This is a genomic window from Streptomyces gottesmaniae, assembly GCF_031845845.1.
GTDB classification, from domain to species: domain Bacteria; phylum Actinomycetota; class Actinomycetes; order Streptomycetales; family Streptomycetaceae; genus Streptomyces; species Streptomyces akebiae.
Window position 1 is genome coordinate 1 of sequence record NZ_JAVRFJ010000148.1, and the last position, 440, is coordinate 440.

The 440-nt window shown below is 44.3% G+C and carries 1 protein-coding gene; it reads right to left on the reverse strand.

The features are described 5' to 3' along the window. Positions 1 to 132: 132 nt before the first annotated feature. Positions 133 to 440, reverse strand: a 308-nt coding sequence (locus RM704_RS44795) for a type 1 periplasmic-binding domain-containing protein (protein ID WP_311593635.1), incomplete at its 5' end; no start/stop codon positions are given.

The following is a 440-nucleotide window of genomic DNA, read 5'->3' on the forward strand; positions in this document are numbered from 1 at the left end:
GGCATACCACTACGTTGTCGGCAGGATTAATTTTGATAAATGTGGATTCGTTCATTGTTTTTATTCGTTTGTTTATTGATAAGCCATAAAATGTTTGGTCCGTCAATTCTCACCTTATTATATAATAAGATCTTATAACTGTGTGCGACGGTAAAAGTCTACGTTCTCTATACTGAGCAACTCAATGGGCATATAGTTCACAGGTTGAACTTTCTTTTTCAGCACGATAGCCTTAAAGAGCGTGTCGATGCAAGAGTATCCTTGTTGATAGGCGTGCTGGGCAATGAGAAACGATATGCTTCCCCGGCGCAGGCATTCCGCATTCTTGCCCACCATGTCGTAGCCCATGATCTGCACATCGTGTCGGTTGGTGCGCAGCAAGTAGTCGCCCATGACATGCGCCTTGGAGCCTAATGTAATGCAATAGTGCAGGTGGGGAT